Annotated in this window: 18 protein-coding genes, 1 tRNA gene and 1 pseudogene; 1 reads left to right on the top strand and 19 read right to left on the bottom strand. The window is 71.5% G+C overall.

Annotated features, from left to right (window positions below):
* Positions 1–531: 531 nt before the first annotated feature.
* Positions 532–604, bottom strand: a tRNA-Asn gene (locus ACLQ24_RS21325).
* 308 nt (positions 605–912) lie between these two features.
* Between ACLQ24_RS21325 and ACLQ24_RS21320 the strand changes: the two genes are divergently transcribed.
* On the top strand, positions 913–1,311 hold the full coding sequence (locus ACLQ24_RS21320) for a hypothetical protein (protein ID WP_425893470.1): 399 nt from the start codon (positions 913–915) through the stop codon (positions 1,309–1,311).
* A gap of 155 nt (positions 1,312–1,466) precedes the next feature.
* Here ACLQ24_RS21320 and ACLQ24_RS21315 read toward each other — a convergent pair whose 3' ends face one another.
* The 18 genes and pseudogenes from ACLQ24_RS21315 to ACLQ24_RS21230 all read right to left on the bottom strand — a co-directional run bounded on the left by ACLQ24_RS21315 (position 1,467) and on the right by ACLQ24_RS21230 (position 25,517).
* Complete coding sequence (locus ACLQ24_RS21315; RefSeq protein WP_355244312.1) at positions 1,467–2,474, bottom strand: sugar phosphate isomerase/epimerase family protein; 1,008 nt, start codon at positions 2,472–2,474, stop codon at positions 1,467–1,469.
* Between the two features lie 212 nt (positions 2,475–2,686).
* Positions 2,687–3,181, bottom strand: a complete 495-nt coding sequence (locus ACLQ24_RS21310; protein ID WP_425893469.1) for a sensor histidine kinase — start codon at positions 3,179–3,181, stop codon at positions 2,687–2,689.
* Between the two features lie 169 nt (positions 3,182–3,350).
* Positions 3,351–5,465, bottom strand: a complete 2,115-nt coding sequence (locus tag ACLQ24_RS21305) for a ThuA domain-containing protein (RefSeq protein ID WP_425893468.1) — start codon at positions 5,463–5,465, stop codon at positions 3,351–3,353.
* Between the two features lie 61 nt (positions 5,466–5,526).
* Positions 5,527–8,381: pseudogene (locus ACLQ24_RS21300) on the bottom strand (PQQ-dependent sugar dehydrogenase).
* A 217-nt stretch (positions 8,382–8,598) separates the two neighbouring features.
* Positions 8,599–9,666 (bottom strand): polyprenyl synthetase family protein, encoded by a 1,068-nt coding sequence (locus ACLQ24_RS21295; RefSeq protein ID WP_425893467.1) that lies wholly within the window; start codon positions 9,664–9,666, stop codon positions 8,599–8,601.
* Entirely contained in the window at positions 9,663–11,078 is a 1,416-nt protein-coding gene (locus ACLQ24_RS21290) for an alkaline phosphatase family protein (RefSeq protein ID WP_425893466.1), read from the bottom strand. The genes ACLQ24_RS21295 and ACLQ24_RS21290 overlap by 4 nt, the downstream gene beginning before the upstream one ends.
* Positions 11,075–12,274, bottom strand: a complete 1,200-nt coding sequence (gene eboE, locus ACLQ24_RS21285) for a metabolite traffic protein EboE (RefSeq protein ID WP_425893465.1) — start codon at positions 12,272–12,274, stop codon at positions 11,075–11,077. Before eboE ends, ACLQ24_RS21290 begins: the two co-directional genes overlap by 4 nt.
* A complete protein-coding gene (locus ACLQ24_RS21280; RefSeq protein ID WP_425893464.1) occupies positions 12,274–13,131 on the bottom strand; it encodes a TatD family hydrolase in 858 nt (285 codons plus the stop codon). Before ACLQ24_RS21280 ends, eboE begins: the two co-directional genes overlap by 1 nt.
* Positions 13,132–13,740: an EboA domain-containing protein gene (locus ACLQ24_RS21275; RefSeq protein WP_425893463.1), complete on the bottom strand. Its 609-nt coding sequence runs from the start codon at positions 13,738–13,740 to the stop codon at positions 13,132–13,134.
* Positions 13,741–13,917: 177 nt separating this feature from the next.
* Positions 13,918–15,009 carry a sugar phosphate isomerase/epimerase family protein gene (locus ACLQ24_RS21270; RefSeq protein WP_425893462.1) on the bottom strand — a complete coding sequence of 364 codons (1,092 nt, stop codon included), beginning with the start codon at positions 15,007–15,009 and terminating at the stop codon, positions 13,918–13,920.
* Positions 15,006–15,959 (bottom strand): SCO3242 family prenyltransferase, encoded by a 954-nt coding sequence (locus ACLQ24_RS21265; RefSeq protein WP_425893461.1) that lies wholly within the window; start codon positions 15,957–15,959, stop codon positions 15,006–15,008. Before ACLQ24_RS21265 ends, ACLQ24_RS21270 begins: the two co-directional genes overlap by 4 nt.
* Positions 15,943–17,157, bottom strand: coding sequence for an inositol-3-phosphate synthase (locus ACLQ24_RS21260; protein ID WP_425893460.1), 1,215 nt, complete (start codon positions 17,155–17,157; stop codon positions 15,943–15,945). Before ACLQ24_RS21260 ends, ACLQ24_RS21265 begins: the two co-directional genes overlap by 17 nt.
* Before the next feature lie 646 nt (positions 17,158–17,803).
* Entirely contained in the window at positions 17,804–18,994 is a 1,191-nt protein-coding gene (locus ACLQ24_RS21255) for a Gfo/Idh/MocA family protein (protein ID WP_425893471.1), read from the bottom strand.
* A 54-nt stretch (positions 18,995–19,048) separates the two neighbouring features.
* Positions 19,049–20,101: a substrate-binding domain-containing protein gene (locus tag ACLQ24_RS21250; RefSeq protein ID WP_425893459.1), complete on the bottom strand. Its 1,053-nt coding sequence runs from the start codon at positions 20,099–20,101 to the stop codon at positions 19,049–19,051.
* A 98-nt stretch (positions 20,102–20,199) separates the two neighbouring features.
* Positions 20,200–21,327 (bottom strand): ABC transporter permease, encoded by a 1,128-nt coding sequence (locus ACLQ24_RS21245; RefSeq protein WP_425893458.1) that lies wholly within the window; start codon positions 21,325–21,327, stop codon positions 20,200–20,202.
* Complete coding sequence (locus ACLQ24_RS21240) at positions 21,324–22,952, bottom strand: sugar ABC transporter ATP-binding protein (RefSeq protein WP_425893457.1); 1,629 nt, start codon at positions 22,950–22,952, stop codon at positions 21,324–21,326. Before ACLQ24_RS21240 ends, ACLQ24_RS21245 begins: the two co-directional genes overlap by 4 nt.
* Positions 22,949–24,127: an ROK family protein gene (locus ACLQ24_RS21235; protein WP_425893456.1), complete on the bottom strand. Its 1,179-nt coding sequence runs from the start codon at positions 24,125–24,127 to the stop codon at positions 22,949–22,951. Before ACLQ24_RS21235 ends, ACLQ24_RS21240 begins: the two co-directional genes overlap by 4 nt.
* Before the next feature lie 364 nt (positions 24,128–24,491).
* Positions 24,492–25,517: a YihY/virulence factor BrkB family protein gene (locus ACLQ24_RS21230; RefSeq protein ID WP_425893455.1), complete on the bottom strand. Its 1,026-nt coding sequence runs from the start codon at positions 25,515–25,517 to the stop codon at positions 24,492–24,494.
* Positions 25,518–25,649 lie beyond the last annotated feature (132 nt).

Below are 25,649 nucleotides of genomic sequence, written 5' to 3'. Positions count from 1 at the left end.
ACCATCGACATCGCCACCATCAAGATCTGGCTCCGCGACCTCGCCCGCGAAACCTGATCCACAAGACACGGCCTAGTGGCATCAGCCCGACGACGAGGCCACTACTTCCTGGTGACTTCCTGGTTCGAGCACGATCTTGCGCGGCACAGCGCAGCACAGCGCGGGACAGCGCGGGACAGCGCGGCACAGCACAGCGCAGCGCGGCACAGCACAGCACAGCGCGGCACGGCACGGCACGGCACCGGCACGGCACCGGCACGGCGCGGCACAGCGCGGCACGGCGCGGCACAGCGCGGCACGGCGCGGCACGGCACAACGCAGCACGGCACGGCACGGGGGGCAGCGCACTACGTGGCCGCGCAGGATGGTGCGGGACGGGCACGGACGACCGGCAGGTCGCGGCGAAGCGGGGCGGGCAGCCGGGGCGGGGCAGGCCGGACGGGGCAGGCCGGGCCAGGGAGACCAGGGCCGGGCGGGTGGGGATATGGCAACGCCCGCCGGCGGGTGGCCGACGGGCGTTGGGTGGAGAAGCTCCCCCGATTGGACTCGAACCAATAACCTGCCGGTTAACAGCCGGCTGCTCTGCCAATTGAGCTACAGGGGATCGTGCATCGCTTGAGAACCGGATCTCGCCGGCACCGTGCGACGGGGACAAGAGTACAGGACATCCCCCGGTGGTGGTCCAGTGGGTTCCACCCGCACCTGCCTTGATCCAGATTCCCAGGTCGAGACTGCGCCGCGATTCGCAATCGGGGCAAATCGCCATCCGGGCACAAGCAGGCTTGAGCGGAGAGCAGGATGGGTAGTTAGCTGCGGACAGAGGACGCAGGCGCGAATTGGTCGCGCCCGACGGGGCAACCCGACGGGGCAACCCGACGGGGCGACGGCGCGTCAGGTACGGAAGGAGCCGCCATGCGCGGAAAGATCATGTTTCTTGGCGGGCTGGCTGCAGGATTCGTCCTGGGCGCCCGTGCCGGCCGGGAGAAGTACGAAGAGCTCGTGGTCCGGGGCCGCAAGGTGCTCGACCACCCGACCGTGCAGGAGGCGGCCGGGGTCGCGCAGGCCCAGGCCAACCGGCTCTACAGCGAGGGCAAGGACAAGCTCGGCCAGACCAAGCTCGGCGAGAAGCTGGGTAACGGCAGCACCGGCAAGCAGGAGCTGACCGCCGCCGACGACGCGTTCGCCGGCACGCCCACCACCGTGGGCGCCAAGGCGGGCGGCAGCTCGGTCGGCACGACCTCCGGGTCGCCGTCGGCCACCACCCCCCGCACCAAGCCGTCCGGCTCGGGCACCAACGCAAGCACGCTCTGACCCACCCGCACGTCGACGGGCCGGCCGCCGCGAGGCGACCGGCCCGTGGTCTGTCCAGCCCGTAGTCTGGTCGGCCCGTGGTCTGTCCAGATCCGGCCGAGCGGCCGACCGAACCGTGGCCCGGCCCGGTGGTCGTCGGGCCGGGCGGTGGCTCGTCAGTCCTTGCTGCTGAACGCCGCGTCGAAGGCGGCGCTCGGCGCGTCGAAGGCGAGCCGGCGGACGAACTGCAGCGCCTCCGGGGCGCCGAGCAGGCGGTCCATTCCGGCGTCCTCCCACTCGACCGAGATCGGGCCGGTGTAGCCGATCGCGTTCAATGCCCGGAAGCAGTCCTCCCAGGGCACGTCGCCGTGGCCGGTGGAGACGAAGTCCCAGCCGCGGCGCAGGTCGGCCCAGGGCAGGTGCGAGGCGAGCCGGCCGCGTCGGCCATCGCCGGTACGCACCTTCGCGTCCTTGCAGTCGACGTGGTAGATCCGGTCGGCGAAGTCGAAAATGAAGTTCACCGGGTCCAGCTCCTGCCAGACGAAGTGCGACGGGTCCCAGTTCAGCCCGAACGCGGGCCGGTTGCCGATCGCCTCCAGCGTCCGCTTCGTCGTCCAGTAGTCGTACGCGATCTCGCTGGGGTGCACCTCGTGCGCGAACCGCACCCCCACCTCGTCGAAGACGTCGAGGATCGGGTTCCACCGGTCGGCGAAGTCCTGGTAGCCGCGCTCGATCATCGACGGCGGCACGGGCGGGAACATCGCCAGGGTGTGCCAGATCGACGAACCGGTGAAGCCGACGACGGTGTTCACTCCGAGCTTCGCCGCTGCCCGCGCGGTGTCCTTGATCTCCTCGGCGGCCCGCTGGCGGACGCCCTCGGGCTCCCCGTCACCCCAGATGCGGCCGGGCAGGATGTCCTGGTGCCGCTCGTCGATCGGGTGGTCGCAGACCGCCTGACCGACCAGGTGGTTGGAGATCGTGAAGACCTGGAGGTTGTGCTTCGCGAGGGTCTCCTTCTTACGCTCGACGTACGAGTCGTCGGCGAGCGCCTTGTCGACCTCGAAGTGGTCGCCCCAGCAGGCGATCTCCAGACCGTCGTAGCCCCACTCGGAGGCGAGCCGGCAGACCTCCTCGAACGGAAGGTCGGCCCACTGGCCGGTGAAGAGCGTGATGGGTCGCGCCATTGTCCTTCTCCCCTGATGTGATGGGGATTCCGTTGTGCGGACCGGGGCGAGGGTGACCGGTCAGACCGGTACGCGGGACCGAGGCGGATCGCCGGTGGGTGCCGAGCACACCTGGGCCCGGCGGGTTGCGCCTCCCACCGGGTCACCGGCCACCGTCACGGTCGCCGCCCCCACCCTATTTCCACCGAGCCCATCGCGAAAGCCCCGGAGTGTCACCCGGTCACTTCTTCGGGCGCCGGCAGGAACGCCCGGACGGTGAAACCGCCGTCGGGGTTCGGGCCGGCGCTCAGGATGCCGCCGACCCGCTCGACGCGGCGGCGGACCGCCAGCAGACCGTCACCGGCACGCGCAGCGCTTTCCACAGGTGGCGCGCCGTCGTCGCGTACCTCGATGGTGATGCCCTGGTCGTCGTAGCGTAGGCGGACCGCGGCCGCCGCGCCCGGCGCGTGCCGGCACGCGTCGGTCAGGGCCTCTTCGATGATCCGGTACGCCGCCACGTCCACCGCCTCGGGCAGCGGCCGGGGTGCCCCGGCCAGGCTCCAGCGCACGGGCCGACCTGCGACGAAGCCCTCCACCAGAGCGCCGAGGCGGTTCAGACTGGGTGGCGGCCCGGTCAACGGGTCGGGCTCGTCTTCCCGGCGCAGCGCGTCGTGCAGCCGGCGCCCCTGCGCTTGGACCATCCGGCGCCATCGCGCGTAACGCCCCATGCCGGTCAAGGTACTCCCAGCCGGCGCCGGGTCGGCGTGCCGCATCCGCACAACGGGCGGGACGCCGCCGGCGCGGCGGCGGTGAGGTACCGCCGCGCCGACAGCCTCGTCAGATGGTTCGCCGGGGCCGTCGGTCACGTCCGACGACCCCGGCGGATGCTGCTGTGGATCAGGGCAGGGTCCACTTCTGGTTGGCCGCGCCGTTGCAGGTCCAGAGGTGGACGATCGTGCTGTCCGCCGAGTTGTTGCCGGAGACGTCGAGGCACTTGCCCGAGGACGCGTTGCGCAGGCTGCCGTCGGACTGGGCCGCCCAGTTCTGCGCGCCGGTGCCGTTGCAGGTGTAGAGCTGGATCTTGGTGCCGTCGGCGGTCCCGCTGCCGCTGACGTCGAGGCACTTGCCGAGCGCCTTGATGGTCGAGTTCGGCGTCACGGTCCAGGTCTGCGCGGCACTGCCGTTGCAGGTGTAGATCTGGATCTGGGTGCCGTCGGCCGTGGCGCCGTTGCGGACGTCCAGGCACTTGCCGGCGAGGCCCTTGACCGGGCCGACCCCGTTGGTGCCACCGGTCCCCTTGACCAGGGTGAAGTCGTCCACGTCGAAGAGCCCGGTGCCGCTGCCGCTGAACGTCAGGTACAGGTTCTGGGTGCCGGAAGGGACGTTGGACAGGGCTGCGGTGACGTTGGCGTACGTGCTCCAACCGCCGGTGTTCGGCACCGTGACCGTGCCCAGCACCGGGCCGGTGGCCGAGCCGGTGCGGACCTGGATGGTGCCGCCCGTGCCGCCGGAGACGACCCGGGAGGTGAACGAGGTGACGCCGGTCAGGTCCACGCCGTTGTACGCGGCCCAGTCACCCGGGTCGACGTAGCCGAGCGTCTGCCCGCCGTTGGCGCCCGCCTTGGTGAACGCGCTGACGCCGTTGGCCGAGCTGAACGCCTCGGCCTGGATCGTGGTGTTGCCGGTCGGCGGGTTGCTGCCGCCCAGCTCCTTGATCCGGATGTTGCGGAAGTAGGCGTCGTCGCCCGTACCGTGGTTCTGGATGCCGATGTGTCCGGCCAGCGACCGTGCCGGATCGGTGTTGGTGAAGTCGTTGATCTTCACCCCGTTCAGGAAGATCTGTAGCCGCTCACCCTCGACCAGCAGCTCGTAGGTGTTCCACTCCCCCGGCGCGTTGAGCGCCGCGTCGCGGGCCGCGAGGTCCGCGGACTTGAAGGTGTAGACCGAGCCGGTGGTACGGTCCGCCGCGTCGGTGGCGTCGATCTGGATCTCGTAGCCGTTGTCCACGGCCGACCACGGGTCGCTCGACGGCGGGAAGCCGATGAAGATGCCCGAGTTGTCGTCGCCGGCCAGCTTCCAGTCCAGCTTCAGCGAGTAGTTCGTGAACTGCTTCGCGCTGTAACAGTACAGGCCCATGCCGCCCACCGAGGTGAGGGTGGCGTCGGAGTTGGTGAAGTTGCCCGGGCCGGCCTGCGACCAGCCGGTGGTGGAGCCGTTGTAGAGCGGGGTGTAGCCGGTCTCGGGACGGCAGTCGGCCTTGCTGCGGCCGGCCGCGTACCGGATGCCGCCGAGCAGGTGGTTGCGCAAGGCCGGCTCGGCGTACGAGGCCTGGGTGTGCCCGCCGCCGGTGTAGAAGGACCGGCCACCGCTGTAGCTCTTGCACCAGGAGTGCGGGTGGTCGGCGCCCATGCCGCCACCGGAGTACGACGACTCGTCCAGGGTGGCCAGCACGTGTGCGGTGGACCGGGCGTTGGTGCGGTAGTTGTACCACTCGTCGGTGCGGGTCCAGGTCTGCGGCAGGTGCCCGGTGGCCGCCTGCCCCCGGTCCTCCACCTTGACGTTGGCCTGCTGGATGGCCGGGTGCGAGGCGAACCACGCGCCGACCAGGTTGCCGTAGAACGGCCAGTCGTACTCGGTGTCGGCGGCGGCGTGCACGCCCACGTACCCGCGGCCCGAGCCGATGTACGACTCGAAGGCGGTCTGCTGGGTGGCGTTGAGCACGTCACCTGTGGTGTTGAGGAAGACGACCGCCTCGTACTGGGCGAGGTTGCCGGTGGTGAACGCGGCGGCGTCCTCGGTGGCGGTGACGGTGAAGTTGTTCGCGGCGCCCAGGTCACGGATGGTCTGGATGCCGACCGGGATCGCGTCGTGCCGGAAGCCGGCGGTCTTGGAGAAGACCAGCACGTCGTACGGGGTGTCGGCGGCGCTGGCCGGGGTGGGCGGGGTGGTGCAGGCGATGACGGCGAGGACGGCGGCGCTGAGGCCGACAACGGATCGCGGAAGTCTGCGCATGTCGCTCTCCTTCGGGACGGTGGGGAGGGGCTCCCGTGCGGTGGGAGCCCCTCCGCTCAGCTCAGGGCAGGGTCCACTTCTGGTTCGCGGCGGCGGCGCAGGTCCAGAGGTTCACCACGGTGCTGTCCGCGGAGTTGCTTCCGGAGACGTCCAGGCACTTGCCGGACGCCACGTTGCGCAGCGTGCCGTCGGCCTGCCCGGCCCAGTTCTGCGCCCCGGTGCCGTTGCAGGTGTAGAGCTGGATCTTGGTGCCGTCCGCGGTGCCGGCACCGGAGACGTCCAGGCACTTGCCCAACGACTTGATGGTGGAGTTCGGCGTGACCGCCCAGGTCTGCGCCGCGCTGCCGTTGCAGGTGTAGATCTGGATCTGCGTGCCGTCGGCGGTGGCGGCGTTGCGCACGTCCAGGCACTTGCCGCCCAGGCCCTTGATCGGGCCGGTTCCGCCGGTGGGGGCCGAGCCGGTGGTGAAGGTGAACGCGTCCAGGTCGTAGAGCGCGCCGGTGCCCGTACCCGCGAAGGTCAGGTAGAGCATGGTGGTGCCGGTCGGCGGGTTGGTGATCGCCCCCGTGACCGTGGTGAAGGTCTCCCAGCCGCCGGTCACCGGGACCGTGGCCGAGCCGAGCACCGTGCCGGTGGCCGAGCCGGCCCGCACCTGGAGGGTGCCGCCGGCACCCGCCGACGAGACCCGGGCGGTGAACGAGGTGACGTTGCCGAGCCGGTACGGCTGGAACGCGATCCAGTCGCCGTTGTTGATGTCGCCGACGGTCTTACCGCCCTCGGCCGGGGTCTTGCTGAACACGTTGATACCGGACGAGCTGCCGAAGAACTCGGCCTGGCGGTGGCGCGGCGGCAGGGTGTGCTGGGTGTGCGTGGTCAGACCACCGGCGTCGGTGTACTCGGCGTCGAAGATGGCGAAGATGTTCGCCGCGTCGTCGTGCTCCCCGTCGACCGGGATCGTGATCGAGCCGGAGCAGCCGGTCTTGGAGGTGATCTGGTGCCCGTGCTGGTCGTGCCCGAGCACGTAGGTCATCTTGACCTTGGTGCAGTCGACCGTGCCGTCCTCGGGGTCGGTCACCGTGATGCTGTACGGCACCGTGTCACCGAAGCTGAACAACTGCCCGTTGCCGGGGTTGTTGATGGTCACCGTGGGCGCGGTGTTGCCGACGTTGATCTGCACGCTGGCGCTGCCGGTGGCACCCTGCGGGTCCCGTACGGTCAGCGTCGCGGTGTAGGTGCCGTTGGTGCTGTAGGTCTTCGTCGGGTTCGCCGCCGTGGAGGTGGTGCCGTCGCCGAAGTTCCACGAGTAGGTCAACGCCCCGCCCTCGGGGTCGGACGACCCGGCCGAGGAGAACGTCACGCTCAGCGGGGCCGCGCCGGACGTCTTGTTGGCGCTCGCCGCGGCGCTGGGCGCCCGGTTGCCGCCGGCGACGTAGTCGAAGCGGTAGAGCGCCGAGTTGGCGTCACCGTTGAAGTAGCCGGTGCCGTAGTCGAGTACGTAGTAGGCGCCGTCCGGGCCGAAGGCCGAGTCCATCACCTGCTTGCCGACCCAGGGGAAGGTGTCGATGGTGCCCCGGGAGCCGTCGGAGTTGACGTGGATCGGCTTGATCCAGCCCCGGCCGAACTCGGTGGCGAAGAACTGCCCGTCGAACGACTGCGGGAACTTGGTGGTGGAGGTCGACGAGGCGTTGTAGCGGTAGACCGGGCCGCCCATCGGCGACTCGGAGCCGCCGCCGAACTCGGTCGGGGTGCCGGCGTCGCCGGCGTACCGGATCCACGCCGGCTGGGCGGGCGGCAGGGTGGTCAGGCCGGTGTTGCGGAACGAGTTGTTGGTCGGCCCGCCGGCGCAGTCGTACTTCGCCCCGCTGGCGTTGGTGGCGAAGTCCCACTCGTTGTACGTCTCGGTGGTGGTGTTGGTGCCGGTGCAGTACGGCCAGCCAAAGTTGCCCGGTGCCGCGACCCGGTTGAACTCCACCTGACCGGAGGGTCCCCGGGTGGAGCTGGTGGAGCCGGCGTCCGGCCCGTAGTCACCGACGTAGACGACCCGGTGTTCTTGTCCACGCTGATCCGGAACGGGTTGCGGAACCCCATCGCGTAGATCTCCGGCCGGGTCTTGGCCGTGCCGGGGGCGAACAGGTTGCCCGACGGGATGGAGTACGTCCCGTTGGCGTTCACCTTGATCCGCAGGATCTTGCCCCGCAGGTCGTTGGTGTTGCCGGCGCTGCGCTGCGCGTCGTACGCCGGGTTGCGGTTGGTCCGCTCGTCCAGCGGCGAGTAGCCGGCCGACTCGAACGGGTTGGTGTCGTCGCCGGTGGACAGGTAGAGGTTGCCGGCGGCGTCGAAGTCGATGTCGCCGCCGACGTGGCAGCACAGGCCGCGATCGGCTGGTACGTCGAGGACGTCGACCTTGCTGGCCTGGTTGACGGTGAAGTCGCTGTTGAGGGTGAACCGGGAGAGGCGGTTCACTCCCTGCCAGGCCGAGAAGTCGGTACCGGTCGCGGGCGCGTCACCGGCGGGGGTGGACAGCGGGGGCGCGTAGTAGAGGAAGATCTGCCGGTTGCTGGCGAAGTTCGGGTCGACGCCGACGCCCTGCAACCCCTCTTCGTCGTGGTTGTAGACCGACAGGGTGCCGATCACCGAGGTGGTGCCGTTCGCGTCGGTGCGGCGCAGGGTGCCGTTGCGGGCGGTGTGCAGGACCGAGCGGTCCGGCAGGACGGCCAGCGACATCGGCTCGCCCATGTCGGAGACGCCGCGGGCGAGTTCGACCTGCTGGAAGTCGGTGGCGTTGATCGTGTGCGCCTGGGCCGGTGTCGCGCTGGCGGTGAGGGTGACCGTGCCGGCCGCGGCCACGAGGAGCAGGGCCGATCCGGCGGAGAACCATCGTCGGGACCGTGAAGTGGGTGTGTCCTTCATGGACATGTGGGTTGTCCCTTCCTGACGAAGAGGCCAGGGCGGGGCGCGCGCCGTCGCGCCGGATGCCGTAGCGGGTGGTGGGGTCGATGGGTTACCGCGCCGCCGGTTAACCTCGACGAAACATTGCCGTGTTGGCCCCGACACTAAATTGCGCGTGTCGATGTGTCCATACATTCCGGTCGCCCGGCACGAACTTTCATCGATTTGGTCGAAAGTCGGCGGGTCAGGCGCGGCGGTCGATGGCCTGCGCGGCCAACGCGACAAGCGCGGTCCGGGCCTCCTCGCCCACCGTCGCGCTCCGCAACGCGGTCAGCGCGGCCTCGGTTCGTACCCGAATCATCTGCTCGATCCGGTCGCGCGCGCCGGTGGCCTGGATGATCTCGCGCAGGTCCGCCGCGCCGTCGGCGTCCAACGTGGGGTTGCCGAACAGCTCCCGCAGGCGCGCTGTCTGCGACCGGTCCGCGGCGCTGCGAGCCAGCGCCATCATCACCGTGGGCTTGCCCTCGCGCAGGTCGTCCAGGATCGACTTGCCGGTGACCGCCGGATCACCGAAGACACCCAACACGTCGTCACGGAGCTGGAACGCGTCCCCCAGCGGATCGCCGAACTCGCCGAGAGCGGCGATCAGCTCCGGGCCCGCGCCGGCCAGCGCCGCGCCGATCTGCAACGGTCGGGTGACCGTGTACCGGGCGGCCTTCATCCGTATCACGGTGAGCGCGCTGGCCACCGAACCGTCACCCACACCGGAGACCAGGTCCAGGTACTCCCCCGCGATCACCTCGGTACGCATCAGCGCGAACACGGCGTAACCCTGGTGCACCTGCTCGGTCTGCAGCCCGCACTCGTGGAACATCTGATCCGACCAGGCCGCGCAGAGGTCGCCGCAGAGCAGCGCGGTGTTGCGCCCGTACGCCTCGGGGTCACCGCGCCACGACGAGCGGGCGTGCAGGTCGGCGAAGAGCCGGTGCACGGACGGCTCGCCCCGGCGGCGGTCGCTGCCGTCCAGGATGTCGTCGTGGATCAGCGCGAACGCGTGGAACAGCTCCAACGCCGCCGCGGCCACCACGATCGGGGTGCCGTCGGCCGCCCCGGCGCCGCGCCAGCCCCAGTAGCAGAACAGCGGACGCAGCCGCTTCCCGCCGGCCAGCACGAATCGTTGCAGCGCGGTGAACACCCCACGCGGCGCGCCGTCGGGCCAGTCCGGGCCCTGCCGGTCGAGGAAGGCGGCCAGCTCCGCGTCGAAGCGCGCCCGCAGACCGCTGGTGTCGGTGGGCGCGACGGTGACGGTCACGTCCGCTCTCCCGGACCGTGCGCACCGGCGGCGCTTAACCCCGCCAGCTCCAGCAACAACCCCTTGACCTCGGTGGCCGCGATCCGGTCCCGGGCAGCGGACGGGTCGGAGCAGAGCAGCACCGGGGCGTCCGCCGGGTCGCTGGGCAGCCGCCCGTGCGAGCCGCGGATCGCCCCGGCGCCGGCGTCCAGGCCGACGGCACTCATCAGGTAACGCATGCCGAGCTTCTTGCGGGCCAACGCCACGCCGGCGCGAGCCTTGGCGGCCCCGGGGTTGGCCGGGTCGAAGAACAGCTCGGCCGGGTCGTACCCCGGCTTGCGGTGGATCTCGACCAGCCGGGCGAAGTCGGGCGCGCGGGCGTCGTCGAGCCAGTAGTAGTAGGTGAACCACGAGTCCGGCTCGGCCACCAGCACCAACTCACCGGCGCGTGGGTGGTCCAGTCCGTGCGCCGCCTTGCCGTCGGCGTCGAGCACCTCGGCCACGCCAGGCAGCCCCGCGCAGAGCTTCGCCACCGCCGGCACGTCGGCCGGGTCCTTGACGTAGACGTGCGCTACCTGGTGGTCGGCGACGGCGAACGCCTTGGACGTCCACGGGTCGAGGTACTCCATGTCGGCCTGGGTGTGCACCCGCAGCAGTCCCTCGGCGCGCAGCAGCCGGTTGACGTCGACCGGCCGGGACACGTCGGTGATGCCGTACTCCGAGAGCACCACCACGGTGGCGTCGCGGGCCCGGGCGGCGTCCAGCAGTGGCCCGAGGACGGCGTCCAGCTCGGCCGCCGCCGTGGCGGCCTGCGGCGACGAGGGGCCGTACCGTTGCAGGTCGTAGTCCAGGTGCGGGACGTAGACCAGGGTCAGGTCGGGTGACACGTCGGCCAGGATCTGCTCGGCGGCCTGGCAGATCCACTTCGACGACGGCAGCCCCGCTGTCGGCCCCCAGTAGGTGAACAGTGGGAAGGTGCCCAGCCGCCCGGTGAGCGCGTCGTGCAGCTCCGGCGGGTCGGTGTAGCAGTCCGGCTCCTTGCGGCCGTCGGCGTAGTACACCGGGCGGGGCGTGACGGTCCAGTTGACGTCCGCGCCCATGGCGTACCACCAGCAGACGTTGGCGACGGTGTAGCCCGGCTCGGCCCGGCGGGCAGCGTGCCAGAGCTTGTCCCCGCCGACCAGCGCGTTGTGCTGCCGCCACAACAGCACCTCGCCCAGGTCCCGGAAGTACCAACCGTTACCGACGATGCCGTGCCCGCTGGGCTGTTCGCCGGTGAGGAAGGTGGACTGCACCGAGCAGGTCACCGCGGGCAGCACCGTACCCAGCTCGGCCCGGAAGCCACCGTCGGCGACGCCGCGCAGTCGAGGCATGTGCTTCAGCAGTCGCGGGGTCAGCCCCACCACGTCGAGGACCAACAGTCGCCGGCTCATCGCGTCACCCCCATGCTCACGGTTCGGTCTGCGGTCAGCCCGAGGCCGACCAGTTCGTCGCGGGCGAAGGCCAGCTCGGCGGCGATGCCGGCGGCCAGCTCCGCGTCGGTGCCGGGCCGCCGGGCGGCCGGTAGAACCCCCCAGGTGTACGTCTCGACGTCCAGGTGGTCGCAACCGGCGACCGGCCCGTCGAAGAGCGCTCTCAGGGCCGCACGGAGCACCGGCAGGGTCGAGCCCAGCGGCTCCTCGGGCGGGGCGTGCAGGGGCACGTGGTAGTGCACCCGCCACGGGCCGGGAAGCTCCCGGTCCAGCGCCTCGTCGAGGTCGTCGGCGGCGTACGCCTCGTCGGCCGGGTCGGCCACGCCCGCGCAGCCGGCGCCGCGGGTCTGGTGCAGGAAGCGCGGCTCCACCCAGCGACGGAGCGCGTCGGCCCCGCCGGCCGGGTCGGCCGCCTCGACGGCGGCGGAGACCTGCACCTTCACCACCGGCAGCCCGGCCGCCCGCAGCCGGCCCAGGGCCGCCGCCGGCTCCTCCCACGCGCACGCCAGGTGCGCTAAGTCGAGGCAGACGCCGAGTCGGTCGGTGTCCATGCCGGACAGCAGCGCGGCGGCCTGCCCGGTGCTCTCCACCACGCAGCCGGGCTCCGGCTCGAACGCCACCCGTACCTCGCGGCCGGTGGCGCGCTGCACGGCGGCCAGGCCGGCGGAAAGCTCGTCGAGCCGGCGTCGGGCCGCGTCGGCCCGGTCGGCGTCCCAGGGCCGCCGCCAAGCCAGCGGCAGCGTGGAGATCGACCCCCGGGCCGCGTCGTCGGGCAGCAGGTCGGCGAGCACCCGGGCCAGATCCAGGGTGTACGTCAGCCGCTGCTCGGTGGTCCAGTCCGGGTGGTACACGTCCTGCTTCACCACGGGAGCCTGGAAGGCCGCGTACGGGAAGCCGTTGAGCGTGACCACCTCCAGACCCCGCGCGTCCAGCGCGGCGCGCAGCCGGCGGCGCAGCGTCGGGTCGGCGGCCAGCTCGGCGGCGACCGGGGCGGCCAGCCACAGGCCGAGCCCGAGCAGGTCGCTGCCGAGCGCCTGGCGCACCGGCACGGCGTAGGTGTCCAGTTGGGCGAGGATGCCGGCCAGGTCCTCGGCGGGGTGCACGTTGGTGCAGTAGCCGAGGTGGATGGTCCCGCCGCCGGCATGTCGTAGCCGCATCAGCTTCCCCCGCGCAGGATCGAGTTGCCGGTCTGCGGGTCCACGGCGGTGGGCTCCTCCAGGTCGCCGAGGTCGAGCCGCCCGGACTGCCCGTAGAACTCCACCGGGTTGCGCCACAGCACCTTGTCGACGTCGTCGTCGCTGAACCCGGCCTCGGCCATCGCCTCGCCGGTGGCCCGGGTCAGCAGCGGGTCGGAGCGCCCCCAGTCGGCGGCGGAGTTGACCAGCATCCGTTCCGTGCCGTACTCGCGCAGCAGCTCGACCATCCGCGACGGGGTCATCTTGGTGTCCGGGTAGATGGAGAAACCCAACCAGCAGCCGCTGTCCCGGACGAGCTTGACGGTCACCTCGTTGAGGTGGTCGACGACCACCCGACCGGCGTCGATGCCGGACTCGGCGACCACGGCGAGGGTGCGCTCGCAGCCGCGGGCCTTGTCCCGGTGCGGGGTGTGCACCAGCGCCGGCAGGTCGTACGCCACGGCGAGGGCGAGCTGCGCGGCGAACGCCTCGTCCTCCGCGGGCGTCATCGAGTCGTACCCGATCTCGCCGACCGCCACGACCGCGTCCTTGTCCAGGTAGCGGGGTAACAGGTCGAGCACCGGGCGGCAGCGCGGGTCGTTGGCCTCCTTCGGGTTGAGCGCGATCGTGGCGTGGTGACGCACCCCGAACTGCCCGGCCCGGAACGGCTCCCAGCCGATCAGTGAGTCGAAGTAGTCGACGAACGACGCGGCGCTGGTGCGCGGCTGCCCCAACCAGAACGCCGGCTCCACCACCGCCCGCACGCCGGCGGCGGCCATCCGTTCATAGTCGTCGGTGGTGCGCGAGGTCATGTGGATGTGCGGGTCGAAGATGCGCATTCACGCCTCCCGGGGCAGTGCGGCGGTGAGCCGGTGGAGCAGGTCGGTGGCGTCGGCGGGCAGGTCCCGGCCGGCGGCGTGCCGTTCGGCGGCGAGCGCGGCGAGCATCGCGGCCAGCTCGCGGTCGGCACGGCCGTCCAGGTCGGCCACGACGGCGAGGGGCACCCCGCTGAACACGCACTTGAGCACCGCCTGCCGCCAGGCGGCCTGGTCGAGGTGCCGGGCGTACGGGCCGAGTGCGGCGGCGACCAGCCGGGTGTCGTTGGTCCGGATCGCGTCGTGCAGCAGGGGCACCCCGGCGGCGTCGATCGGCAGCAGCGGCAGAGCCCGCAGCACCGCCCGCCGTTCGGCGGCGTCGCCGTGCCGGTAGAGGTTCTCGGCGTACGCGGCGTGCTCACCGGGCAGGCTGGTCAGCAGCAGCACCCGGGCGGCGTCGTCGGCGGTCCAGCCGGGGGCGTCGGGCAGCGCGCCGTGACCGCAGCGCCGCCCGACGGCGGGGAAGAGCCGGGTGATCGCGGTGGGCTCGGCCGCGACCCGGCGCAGCGCCGTGTCCAGCCAATCGGGGTCGGGTACGCCTCGCAGCGCGGCCCGCAGTGAATCCGGTGTCATCCCGTCTCCTCCCTCGTGCTGCTGTGCTGCCCTGCTCCTGTGCTCCTGTGCTGCTGTGCTGCTCGGCTGCTCGGCTGCTGTGCTGCCGTGCTGCTCGGCTGCTGTGCTGCTGTGCTGCCGTGCTGCCGTGCTGCTGTGCTGCTCGGCGGGCACCCGGGGCATGCCCTTTGCTCTGCTTCACTCCAGGCGACGGCCGGTGTCCGGATATCGGACGGCCGCTGTCGCCTCCGTTGAAGCAGAGCAAAGAACGTCAGCGGGGACCTCGTCCTCGATGGGCCGCGCACCGGCCATCGCGGTCGCCGCGGCGGCACGCAGGAACTCGATCGACCGGGCGGCCACGGCGGGTGCGGCGGGCGAGTCGCGGGGCAGCTCCACCGCTACCAGGCCGCGGTAACCGGCGTCGGCCAGGGCGGTCAGCACCGGCGGAAAGTCGATCTCCCCGGTGCCGAACTCCAGGTGCTCGTGCACGCCCCGGCGCATGTCGTCGATCTGCACGTTGACCAGGTGCTCGGCCACCTCGGCGACGCACTGGGGCACCGGCCACGGTTCCAGGCACCGGCAGTGGCCGATGTCGAGGGTGATGCCCAAGCGGACCGGTCCGCCGAGCGCCGCGTGCAGTCGACGCCAGTCGGCGATGTCCTGCACCAGCATTCCCGGCTCCGGTTCGAAGCCGAGGGTCACGCCCGCGCTGTCGGCGGTGTCGACCACGGTGGCGCAGCCGGCCACGAGCCGATCCCAGGCGCACTGCGGCGACACCGTCTCCGGCCGGACACCGGCCCAGAAGGAGACCGCCTCCGCCCCCAGGTCGGCACCGATGCGCACCGCCCGCCGCAGGAACTCGACCCGCCGGGTGGGGTCGTCGTGCAGCAGCGTCGGGGCGTGCTTGTGCCAGGGGTCGAGCAGGTAGCGGGCCCCGGTCTCGATCACCACGCCGAGGCCGAGCGCGGACAGTCGCCGGCTGACGGCGGCGATCCGACGGGTGAGGCCGGGCGCGAACGGGTCCAGGTGGTCGTGGTCGAGGGTGAGCGCCACCCCGTCGTAGCCGAGGTCGGCGATGACGGCGAGCGCGTCGTCGAGCCTGTGGTTGGCGAAGCCGTTCGTGCCGTACCCGAGGCGCAGCGTCGTCGCGTCGGCCACCGCCGACCCGGCCGGCGTGGTGTCGGGCCGCGTGCTGTCGGGCCGCGTGCTGTCGGGCCGCGTGGTGTCGGGCCGCGTGCTGTCGGGCCGCGTGGTGTCGGGTTCGGCACGTCGGGGTTCGGGCACGGTCATGTCGGGGAGACCTTCCGGGCCAGCCGGCGACCCAGCGGCGCGGCGGCCGCGACGGCGAGCCCGAGCAGGCCGGCGCCACCGCGTGCGGTGAGCGCTCCCTGGAGGGCGGGCAGCCCGGTGATCCCGGCACCCACCGCGGCGCGGACCTTCCCGGCCGAGGGATCCCGCACCACCTGGGCCTGGGCCGCGCCGTAGCGGGCGGCGTACCACCCGGCGAGCGCGACCGGCAACGCGGCGGCGATCCCGGTCGACCACGTCCGGCCGCCGTCCACGGTGGCCCGCTCGTCGCTCCCGACTGCACCGGCGACACCAGCACGCCGGGGTGCGGCACCAGCAGCGCGCCGGGGAACGGCCACGGCGGCGCTGGCGGCGACCACGGCGGTGCCGGCCAGGGTGCGCATCGGCAGGGCGGCGTCCGCTCCGCTGACCTCGCGACGGGACAGCGCGGTGACCGTCCAGGTGTGGGCCGCGACGGTGGCCGCCGAGGGCAGTGCCCGCACCAGCCGGCCGCCGGATGCGCCCAGCAGCACGTCCAGGCCTCGGCAGGCGGCCATCACGGCGGGGCCGGCGGCGGTGTTCTTGGCCAGCAGGTCGTACCCCCAGATGCTGGCGGCCAGCGGCACCGCGAGCGCGGCGGCGCGGCGACCGCCCACGGCGGCGGCCAGGCCCACGCCGGCGGCGGTGAGGCCGGCGGCGAGACCCAGCGCGGCGGTCGGGGTGACCCGGCCGCTGGGGATCGGCCGTTCGGGACGCTCGACGGCGTCGAGCCGCCGGTCGGCCCAGTCGTTGGCGGCCATGCCGGCCCAGTAGAGCAGCACCGACGCGCCCGCGAGGGCGGGGGTACGCGGACCCAGCGCGCCGGCCGCCGCCGCCCCGGCGACGACGTCACCGGGGACCGAGAGCGCGGCCGGCGCCCGGACCAGCTCGGCCACGTCAGACAGCGTGGTCATGGCCACCGTCCAGGCCGGCGTCCAGGCCGGCGTCCAGGCCACCGTCCAGGCCGGCGTCCAGGCCGGCGTGCAGTCGCTGCGTGAAGTCGGTCAGCCGGGCCCACTGCTCGGCCAGCGAGTGGGTCGGCGTGCCGAGCGGGTCCTTGAAGAAGAAACCCAGGTCGGCCAGCGGTCCGACGTGCCCGGCGGCGTGCGCGGCGGCGGTGAGCCGGGCCAGGTCGAGCACCAGCGGCGCGGCCAGCGCCGAGTCGCAGCCGTGCCAGGTGAACTCCATCCGCATGCCGGTGCCGAGGAAGCCGGCGAAGGTGATCAGATCCCAGGCGGTCTTGAAGTCGCCCAGCTCCTCGACGTACTCGATGCGGGTGTTGCCCTGCGGGAGGTAGCCCAGCGTCTCGCCCAGCACGCGCTGCTTGCTCTGCACCTTGGCGGCGTTGGCGGCCGGGTCGGCGAGGGTGGCGCCGTCGCCACCGCCGAGCAGGTTCAGCCCGGACCAGGACCGTACGGCGAGGTTGCGCATCGCGAACATCGGCGCGAGCACCGACTTGACCAGCGTTTCGCCGGTCTTGCCGTCGTGCCCGGCGTACGGCAGGCGGCGCTGCTCGGCCAGCGCGGCCAGCGCCGGCAGTCTCAGTCCGGTGGACGGCGTGAAGTCGACGTAGGGGCAGTCGGCCAGCAGCGCCGCGTACGCGTACAGGGAGCTGGGTGGCAGCACCTCGTCCGGACCGTCGAGGGCGGCGCGCAGCGCGGCCGGGTCGGCGTGCCCCGGGTGCGGTCGAGGCGCGGCCTCGGTGGCGGACACGTTGACCACGACCACGCGGTCCAGCCGATGGCGCGTACGGAAGGTGGTGAGGTCGTCCACGACGGTCGCGACCCGGTCGGCCTGGGTGACGCCGACCGGGGCCGGGCGCAGGTCCTGCTCGACGGCTGCCAGCTCGTCGCGGAGCGCGGCGACCAGGCGGCCGGGTATCACACCGGTGTCGGCGAGCGCCTCGGCCCGCTTGCTCAACGGCGTGGTGGCCACGTCGTGCCCACCGAAGACCAGGTCCGCGAAGGGCGGCAGGGCGGGGCCGCGCAGGGCCGGCAGCTCGGTGACGCAGCCGGTCGGCCCGGCCAGGCCGGCTCGCAGCGCGAGCCCCCCGACGATGCTGGTGGTCGCGACGGAACCGCGCGCTCCTACCAGCCAGACACCTGTTCGCATGGTGCTCCTTCCCCATTCACGAGGAACCGTCGGTACCGCTAAATATAGGAATATCAGAATATATTTCGGAAAGATACGGCCTGGTTTCGGAAAAGTTTCGGGCCGGATGGATGGGGCCCCGCCCGCCCGACCCGTACCGGTGGGACACCGGTTCCGGCGCCGGCGTCGGCGGCGACGACGACGGACCGGCTCCCGGTGCGGGTGCGGGCAGACGGGGCCGGTAGGCAGGGTCGGTCGGCGTCTCGACCCTGCCTCCCCCGCATCCGCCGGTTGGGGCGTTGGCATGCCCCGACCGGACGTCTCAGGTTGCCGCGCCCACCGGATCGTCGACCGCCGTGCGGTCCGCCGGAGAGCGGTGGACGCAAGCGGCGCGGGTGGGGGCAGCGGCGGGCGATGTCATCGGGACCTCCGGATCGCCGGGGGGTGGTGGCGGTCCTCCGGTGCGGCCGGGGAATCCCGGTCCGGCCGCACCGGACGACCGTCCTGCTCGTGCGCCACCGGGCCCACAGGGCCCGGCTGCACACTCTCCGGAGCCGACCTCGTCCCGGCCGCGGGGCGCAAACCGCAGCCGGTCCCTCGCCGGTCGGCTCCGGAAAGCCGGTCGGGCGACGGCGGTGCGAGCACCGCCGTCGCGGATGGTCAGGGGTCAGACGGCGACCACGGTCAGCGCCGGTTCCACGTCGGTCCACGAGGAGCCGGTCTCCGCCGAGCGGGTGACCGCGTCCAGTACGAGCTGGACCTGCAACGCGTCGGCGAACGAGGGCGCCGGGTCGGTGCCGGTGGCGATCGCCTCGATGAGATCGCGCATCTGGTGGGTGAAGGAGTGCTCGTAGCCGATGATGTGGCCCGGCGGCCACCACGCCGACATGTACGGGTGGTCGCCCTCGGTCACCAGGATTCGACCGAAGCCCTGCTCCAGCGTCGGCCGGGTGGCGTCGTAGAACTCCAACTCGTTGAGGCGCTCCAGGTCGAAGACCACGCTGCCCAGCGAGCCGTTGATCTCGACACGCAGGGCGTTCTTGCGACCGGTGGCGAAACGGCTCGCCTCGTACGTGGCGAGGGCGCCGCCGTCGAGCCGGGCCACGAAGACCGCGGCGTCGTCGACGGTGACCGCCCCGGTGGCCGGGCCGTTGCCATCGGCCGATTCGCCGTCGACAGTGGCCGCCAACCCGCTCGACTCGGCCGGCAACGGCCGCTCCTTGACGAACGTCTCGGTGATCGCGCTGACGCCGGTGATCCGCTGGCCGACGACGAACTGCGTCAGGTCGATGATGTGCGCACCGATGTCACCGAGCGCGCCGGAGCCCGCCCTGTCCTTCTGCAACCGCCAGACCAGCGGGAACTGCGGGTCCACGATCCAGTCCTGCAGGTACGTCGCTCGGACGTGTCGTATCACCCCGAGTCGTCCGTCGGCGACCATCTGGCGCATCATCGTGACCGCGGGGACCCGGCGGTAGTTGAACCCGCACATCGACCGCACCCCGGCGGCGCGGGCGGTGTCCGCCGCAGCGGTCATCGCCCGTGCCTCGGCCACCGTGTTGGCCAGCGGCTTCTCGCACAGGACGTGCTTGCCGGCGGCCAACGCGGCGAGGGCGATCTCGGCGTGACTGTCGCCCGGGGTGCAGACATCGACCACGTCGATGTCGTCCCGGCTGACCAGGTCGCGCCAGTCCGTCGTGTACGCGTCCCAACCGAGCCGATCAGCGGCGTCGGACACCGCTGTGGTGTCCCGGCCGCAGATCAGCGCCATTCGGGCCCGCGCCGGCAGGTCGTACACGCGGTTCACGGTGCGCCACGCCTGCGAGTGCGCGGCGCCCATGAACGCGTAACCGACCATGCCGATCCGCAGTTCTCTGTCTGTCGTGGACAAGGTGGGTCTCCCCCCGGTATGTCAGAACCCGAGCTTGTCGTAGCTGCTCGCGTTCTCCTTCGTGATCGTCTCGGAGGCGAGGGTCACTTCCTTGGGCACCTGCAGCTCCGTCAGGTCGCCCAGGCCCCGACCCTGCGCGATGAGCCGCGCGAGGGAGATCGCCGAGGACGCCATCGACGGGTTGTAGGTGACCGTCGCCTTGAGCACCGAGTTGTCGGCCTTGATCGCGTCGATCGCGAGCTTGGAGCCCGCGCCACCGACCATGAAGAACTCCGACCGGTTGGCCTGCTTGACGGCCGCGAGGACACCGATGCCCTGGTCGTCGTCGTGGTTCCAGATCGCGTCGATCTTCGGCAGCGCCTGGAGCAGCTGGGCCGCCTCGCGCTGGCCGCTGTCCGAGGTGAACTCGGCCGAGCGCCGGTTGCTCACCTTGAACCCATACGTCGCCAGGGCGGCCTTGAAGCCCTCGCTGCGCTCGACCGTCAGCGGGATCTCCAGGCCGGCGATCTCACCGATGACCGGGTTGGCGACGCCCTTGTCCTTGAGCTGCTTGCCGATGAAGTGCCCGGCCGAGACGCCCATGCCGTAGTTGTCGCCCTTGATCACCAGCCGCGAGGCCAGCGCGTCGGGGAACGCCCGGTCGAGGTTGACGATCGGGATGCCGGCCTGCATGGCCTGGAGGGCAACGGCGTTGACCTCCTTGCCGTCGTGCGGCAGCACGACGATGATGTCCGGCTTCTGGGCGATCAGGGTGCCGAGCGTGGAGCGCTGGGCCTCCGAGTTCGACCCGCCGTCGACCTCCTTGAACTCCACGTCCGAGTACGCCGCGGCCTGCGCCTTGGCGTTGGCGTGGATCGCGCCCATCCAGCCGTGGTCGGCCGCCGGGGCGGAGAAGCCGATGACGACCTTCTTGCCCGGAGCGTTGTTGCCCTCGGCGTTTCCGGCGGCCTTGGTCTGGGTGCTGGCGGCCGGGGTGTCGTTGCTGGTGCAGGCGGTCAGCAGGGTGGCGGCGCCGACCGCTGCGCCACCGAAGAGCAACCGGCGGCGCGACAGGTCGCGACTGTTCTGGGTCATGAACGACCTCCTGGGAGCGGGATTTCAACTGGGTGAGGGTGTGCGAGGTCCGGCCACCGTCGAAGATCTCGACGTCGCCAGGACAACGGTGCGGTGCGTCAGGTTGCGGTGGTGACCCTGTTCCGCGCGAGGAGCCGAGTGACGGACTTGAACTTGAACTGCTGGATCAGGACGGCGGCGACGATAATGCCGCCCTTGACCATGTTCTGCGCCTCGATGGAGAGGCCGTTGATGGCAAAGAGGTTCGTGATCGTGGCGAAGATGATGACGCCGAGCAGCGAGCCGACGATCGTGCCCCGACCACCGCTGAGCAGCGTCCCGCCGATGATCGCGGCGGCGATCGCGTCCAGCTCGTACAGGTTGGCCATCGCCGCCTGCGCCGAGGTGGCCTGCGAGGTGAGCATGATGGCGGCGATGCCGCAGCACAGACCGGAGAGCGCGTACAGCAGCATGGTGTGCCGGCGGACGTCGATGCCGGCCAGCCGCGCCGCCTCCGGGTTACCACCGACGGCGATGGTCCGCCGGCCGAAGGTCGTACGGTTGAGCAGGACCCATCCGGCCAACACCACCGCGCCGAGGATGTAGACCAGGATCGGAATCCCGATCACCTTCCGGGCGGCGATGTCGTTGATGAAGGTGCTGCTCGACACCTGGGTCTGCTTGTTGGAGATCGACGCCGCCAGGCCGCGCGCGGCCACCAGCATCGCGAGGGTCGCGATGAAGGGCACCAACCGGCCGTACGAGATGAGGACTCCGTTGACCAGGCCGACGCAGATGCCGACCACGAGGGCCGCGAAGATCATGCCGCCGGCGCCGTAGCTCTGGGTGGCCACCGTGGTGCACCAGACCCCGGCCAGCGCGACGATCGCTCCGACCGAGAGGTCGATGCCGCCGCCGATGATCACGAAGGTCATGCCGACCGTGACCACGCCGACGACCGAGGCGAGTTGGAGGATCGCCAGGACGTTGTTCCAGACCCAGTTCGGGTCGCCGTACAGCTCGGGCTTGGTGATCGCGCCGACCACGATGAGCGCGGCCAGCACGCCGATCAGGCCGAGGTTGCGCTTCGCGCCGTCGCCGCCGTCGCCCCGCCACCAGGAGAGCTTGCCGGTGGATGCCGCCTTGTCGCTGGCCACCGCCGTCTCCGCCGGGTCCACCGGCGGCGACTGCGCCGGAAGCTGCGGGCTCTCCGGCGTCGCGGTAGGTGTGGGAGTCGCGTCGCTCATGCCGGTGCGCCTTCCATCAAGGACCCCGCCATCACGAGGTCAAGCACAGAGTTCTCGTCGAGTTCGCCGGCCGTGGCTTCGCGGACGACCCGCCCCTCGCGCATCACCAGCACCCGGTCGGCCAGGCCCAGCACCTCGGGCACCTCGCTGGAGACCAGCAGCACGCCGACGCCCTGTGCGGCCAGTGAGCGGATGACCTGGTACAGCTCAGCCCGGGCGCCCACGTCCACACCCCGGGTGGGCTCGTCGAGGAGCAGCAGCTTGGTGCCACCGAGCAGCCACCGCCCGACCACCACCTTCTGCTGGTTGCCGCCGGAGAGGGTACGTACCGGCCGGTCGACGTCCCGGGGCCGCAGCTCCAGGGTCTCGGCGATCCGGTCCGCCTCGGCGCGTTCCGCCGCCGCGTTGGTGAAGCCCAGCCGCGCGTACCGGCCGAAGGTGGCGAGCGTGACGTTGCGGTAGGTCGGCTCACCGAGCAGCAGCGCCTGGCTCTTGCGCTCCTCCGGGGCCATGCCCATGCCGGCCCGTACCGCCGCCCCGACGCCGGGGCGCAGCGCCTTGCCGTCCATCCGCACCGTGCCGGCCTCCGCCAGCCGGGCGCCGTAGATCGTCTCCAGCAGTTCGGAGCGGCCGGAGCCGACCAGGCCGGCGATGCCGACGATCTCCCCGGCGCGGACGTTCAGCGAGACGTCGACGAACTCGCCGGTGCGGGTCAACCCCTCCACCTGGAGCAGGTTGGCGCCGGCGGTGTCGTCGGCCGGCCGGTCCGGGAAGACGTACTCGATGGTCCGGCCGGTCATCCGGCTGACCAGGTCGCGGGTCGGGGTGTCGCGCGCCGGCAGGTTCGCCGCCGTGGTCCGGCCGTCCTTGAGTACGGTGACCCGGTCGCCGATCTCGCGGATCTCCTCCATGCGGTGGGAGATGTAGATGACGGCGATGCCCTGGGCGGTCAGCTCGCGGATGATCCGGAACAGGTTGCCGACCTCGTCGTGGGCCAGCACCGCGCTCGGCTCGTCCATGATGATCAGTCGCGCCTCGTGCGACAGCGCCCGCGCCATGCTGACGATCTGCTTGCCTGCCGCCGGCAGTGAGCGGACCATCCGCCCGGGCGGGATCTCGCCGTGACCCAGCCGGCTGAGGATCTGCCGGGTGTGTCGGGCCATCCGGCCGCGCCGGACGAAGCCGAGGCTGCGGTACTCGTGCCCGAGGAACGCGTTCTCGGCGACCGAGAGGTCCTCGACGAGGTCGAGTTCCTGGTAGATGGTCGCGATACCGGCCTTCATGGCGGCCTGCGGGTTGGTGAAGGTGGCCGGCTCGCCGCGCCACTGGACGAGCCCGGAGTCGGGCTGGTGCACCCCGGCCAGCACCTTGATGAGGGTGGACTTGCCGGCGCCGTTCTGCCCCAGCAGGCAGTGCACCTCGCCGGCGCGCACCTCGAGCTGGACACCGTCGAGGGCGCGTACGCCGGGGAACGTCTTGACCACGTCGGTGAGGCGCAGGACCACCTCGCCCGCGACGGTGTCGGGGGGAGCTTCGACCAGCGGCGCGGCGGCGTCGGCGTCGGCGTCGGCCGACCCGGTGGTGGCGGTCTCGTCGGACAGGGCCACGGTCTCCTCCTCGCTCATGATGCTTCCCCGAAGGCGACGTCGCTGGCGAGCACGGCCGCGCCGGCGACACCGGCGCGGCCACCCAACTCGGACAGCACGACGGGCAGGTTACCGGTGGCCAGGGGTAGCGACCGGCGGTAGACCACGCTGCGGATCTCGGCGAGCAGGATGTGCCCGAGCTGGGCCAACCCGCCGCCGATCACGATCATCGACGGATTGGTGAAGCTGACCAGGCCGGCGAGCACGCCACCGACCCGCCGTCCGCCGTCGCGGATCAGTTGGATGCAGGTCACGTCGCCCTCGACGGCGCCCTCGGCGACGTCCAGGGCGGTCACCGCGCCGCGCAGGCTCATCCGCTCGGCCAGGGCCGGCGACGCCCCGCTGCGGGCGGCGACGGTCGCGTCCTTGGCCAGCGCGGCGCCGCTGAACAGCGCCTCCAGGCAGCCCGCGTTGCCGCAGGAACACATCGGACCGTGTGCGTCGACCTGGATGTGGCCGATGTCCCCGGCGCAGCCGTCCGTGCCGCGGTAGACCTCCCCGGTGAGGTAGATGCCGCAGCCGATGCCGGTGCCGATCTTCACGAAGAGGAAGTCGTCCACCGAGTGGGCGACCCCGCCGTGGCGTTCCCCGATGGCCATGATGTTGACGTCGTTGTCGACGACCGCCGGGCAGCCGTGCTCGCGGCTGAGCAGCTCGCGGACCGGGAACCGGTCCCACCCCGGCATGATCGGCGGGGACACCGGCACACCGTCGCGGAAGCTGACCGGCCCGGGTACGCCGATGCCCACCGCGTCCAGCCGCTCGTACGCCCCATCGACCCGGGCCTTGTGCAGCAGCTCGTTGACCCGTTGCAGGGTCACCTTCGGACCGCTGCGGATGTCGGCCGCCTCGGCGTAGTGGGCCACCGGTTCGAGACGACCGTTGACCACCTCGACGTCCATCGAGCTGGCGCCCAGGTCGACGGCGGCGAAGCGCAGCTTCGGGTTCAGCTCGACGAGCGTCGAGCGACGCCCGCCCCGGGAGGCGGCGAAACCAGCCTCGGCGACGTACCCCAGCGTGACCAGGCGATCCAGCTCGGCCAGCAGGCGCGGGCGCGGCATCTGGAGCCGGTCGCCCAGCTCGGCGCGGGACACAGCCCCCTCGTCGCGGAGCAACCGCAACAGTCGGACGTGCAGAGGGTCGACGGTCCGCACCGGGGTTCACCTCTTCATCGAACTCGTTCACATCGGCGCAATGCCGTTGTGTTGTGTCCGACACAGTAGGAGCGTTCCGCGCCGCCTGTCCAGAGCTTCAACCGTTCCGTTCCCAACTTTTGTCCGAAGGAACAAAAGCTAAAAGTGGATCAGGAAAAGGATAACGGCGAGCCCGCGGGCGATCGCGCGCAGTTTCATCGACCGACATGAACACGCCCCGCCAGCGGATCTTGGCTGGCAGGGCGCGTTCGTGTCGGTGCGTGCGGCTTGATCCAATCCAGGTCGGCGAGGTGGTGGCATCCCGTCGGGCGGATACCGCCACGTCGCCGATCTGGTGTCGATCACGCAGTGCGGCCGGGCTGGCTCAGCCGCCGCTGGTCGCGTTGCCCCTCTTGCGCAACTTGCGGTCGTCGCGCAGCTCGACGTACGGCTCGTCGTCGACCGGGTGACCGGCCGAGATGGCCCGGCCGCGCTCCAACTCCGCGTCGAACTCGGCGCCCAGCAGGATCGCGATATTGCTCAGCCACAACCAGACCAGGAAGATGATCACCCCGGCCAGCGCCCCGTACGTCTTGTCGTACGAGCCGAAGTTGCTCACGTAGACGGCGAACAGACCGGAGATCACCAACCAGATCACCACGGCCAGCACCCCACCCGGGCTGACCCAGCGGAACCCGCCGTGCCGGGCGTTCGGCGAGGCCCAGTAGAGGATGGCGAACATCAGGCTGACCAGGACCAACAGCACCGGCCACTTCGCGATGCCCCACACCGTGACCGCCGTCGAGCCGAGGCCGACCACGTCCCCCACCGCCTCGGCAAGCCGGCCGGTGAACACCACGATCACCGAGCTGGCCAGCAGCAGCACCCCGATCACCGCGGTCACGCCGAGCCGAATCGGCAGCGTCTTCCAGATCGGCCGGCCCTCCGGCACGTCGTAGATGGTGTTCGAGGCACGCATGAACGCGCCCACGTACCCGGACGCGGACCAGAACGCCGCGACCAGACCGATGATCGCGGCAACGCTGGCCAGCCCACCGTTGTCGTGCGCCGTGCCGATCGCATCGTTGATGATCTTCTGGATGCTGTCGTTCGGCACCGCCTGGTTGACGGTGTCCTTGACACCCTCGGTGGCGCTCTCACCGAGCAGCCCCAGGATCGCGACCAGCACCAGCAGCCCGGGGAAGATGGACAGCACCCCGTAGTAGGTCAGCGCCGCCGCCCAGTCGGTCAGGCTGTCGTCCTGGAATTCGCTGACCGTGCGGCGGATCGCCGCCTTCCAGCCGCTGCCGGGCAGGTCGGTCGGGCTGTCCGGGCCCGCGTCCGGCCCGACCGGCGCGCTGGCGGGATCACGCTCACGCTCACATTGGGCGGAAGACTCGTCCGAGGCCATCGCCCCTCCTCATCGTCGGCGGTGTCACCTGCGGACATGCCCCGTCGACGGGTTCAGATATTGACCCGTAACCCAAATGGTTTGTGATCGTTTGGGGTGTATGGGCGTTACGGTGCGGGACGCGCGTCGGCT

It is taken from the genome of Micromonospora sp. DT4 (assembly GCF_049841675.1).
GTDB lineage: Bacteria > Actinomycetota > Actinomycetes > Mycobacteriales > Micromonosporaceae > Micromonospora.
Note: the sequence above shows the minus strand (reverse complement) of the source record. Positions and strands in the feature narration are given on the sequence as shown.

Bases quoted from the DNA above. Each gene is read 5' to 3' on its own strand.
- ACLQ24_RS21280 (WP_425893464.1), bottom strand. From the start codon at position 13,131: ATGCGCATCTTCGACCCGCACATCCACATGACCTCGCGCACCACCGAC.
- ACLQ24_RS21265 (WP_425893461.1), bottom strand. From the start codon at position 15,959: ATGACCACGCTGTCTGACGTGGCCGAGCTGGTCCGGGCGCCGGCCGCG.
- ACLQ24_RS21310 (WP_425893469.1), bottom strand. From the start codon at position 3,181: ATGGGGCGTTACGCGCGATGGCGCCGGATGGTCCAAGCGCAGGGGCGC.
- ACLQ24_RS21315 (WP_355244312.1), bottom strand. From the start codon at position 2,474: ATGGCGCGACCCATCACGCTCTTCACCGGCCAGTGGGCCGACCTTCCG.
- ACLQ24_RS21260 (WP_425893460.1), bottom strand. From the start codon at position 17,157: ATGCGAACAGGTGTCTGGCTGGTAGGAGCGCGCGGTTCCGTCGCGACC.
- ACLQ24_RS21240 (WP_425893457.1), bottom strand. From the start codon at position 22,952: ATGAGCGAGGAGGAGACCGTGGCCCTGTCCGACGAGACCGCCACCACC.
- ACLQ24_RS21305 (WP_425893468.1), bottom strand. From the start codon at position 5,465: ATGCGCAGACTTCCGCGATCCGTTGTCGGCCTCAGCGCCGCCGTCCTC.
- ACLQ24_RS21245 (WP_425893458.1), bottom strand. From the start codon at position 21,327: ATGAGCGACGCGACTCCCACACCTACCGCGACGCCGGAGAGCCCGCAG.
- ACLQ24_RS21320 (WP_425893470.1), top strand. From the start codon at position 913: ATGCGCGGAAAGATCATGTTTCTTGGCGGGCTGGCTGCAGGATTCGTC.
- ACLQ24_RS21230 (WP_425893455.1), bottom strand. From the start codon at position 25,517: ATGGCCTCGGACGAGTCTTCCGCCCAATGTGAGCGTGAGCGTGATCCC.
- ACLQ24_RS21270 (WP_425893462.1), bottom strand. From the start codon at position 15,009: ATGACCGTGCCCGAACCCCGACGTGCCGAACCCGACACCACGCGGCCC.
- ACLQ24_RS21275 (WP_425893463.1), bottom strand. From the start codon at position 13,740: ATGACACCGGATTCACTGCGGGCCGCGCTGCGAGGCGTACCCGACCCC.
- ACLQ24_RS21255 (WP_425893471.1), bottom strand. From the start codon at position 18,994: ATGGTCGGTTACGCGTTCATGGGCGCCGCGCACTCGCAGGCGTGGCGC.
- eboE (WP_425893465.1), bottom strand. From the start codon at position 12,274: ATGCGGCTACGACATGCCGGCGGCGGGACCATCCACCTCGGCTACTGC.
- ACLQ24_RS21290 (WP_425893466.1), bottom strand. From the start codon at position 11,078: ATGAGCCGGCGACTGTTGGTCCTCGACGTGGTGGGGCTGACCCCGCGA.
- ACLQ24_RS21250 (WP_425893459.1), bottom strand. From the start codon at position 20,101: ATGACCCAGAACAGTCGCGACCTGTCGCGCCGCCGGTTGCTCTTCGGT.